The sequence below is a fragment of the Neisseria sp. P0021.S005 genome, from assembly GCF_051956955.1.
Genome location: NZ_JBQCWY010000963.1, coordinates 1 through 450 on the forward strand (window position 1 = coordinate 1; position 450 = coordinate 450).

Annotated in this window: 1 protein-coding gene; it reads right to left on the reverse strand. The window is 51.3% G+C overall.

Annotation, left to right across the window (positions count from 1 at the left end; translation table 11 throughout):
• The coding region (locus tag ACTHUE_RS20380) for an Hsp33 family molecular chaperone HslO (RefSeq protein ID WP_440424318.1) at positions 1-343 on the reverse strand (343 nt) is incomplete at its 3' end.
• Positions 344-450 lie beyond the last annotated feature (107 nt).

Here is a 450-nt window from a genome sequence, read left to right on the forward strand (position 1 = left end):
TTTCGCCCAACAGCGCATTCAGGCTTTCGTCATCACGGGTTTCAGCGGTTTCGTCCCAACGGGCAGTAGCGCGGACAGTATTTTCAGAAGTCGCTTCCACCACCAACATTTTCGGACTGCCCTGACCTTGAACCTGAACAATCAGCGGGCCTTCGTTTTTAAGGTTGGCAGACAATAAAGATCCGGCGGCCAGCAACTCGCCCAAAGCGCGGCGGAGGGCGACAGGATAATGTTTTTGGTTGACGATGTGTTGCCAAACCTTTTCAAGGCGGAGGTGCATACCGCGGATGGGCATATCGTCAAAGATAAAGCGTGTACGGATATCGCTGTGATTTTGTGTCATGTCAGGCTCTGAAAATAAATCAATGAATGCCGCTTATATGGTTGCAGCGGCGGATAAAGCAAGCGAAACCGCGCCCGATGTTTTGCTAGTTCGTTGGGAAACAAGGG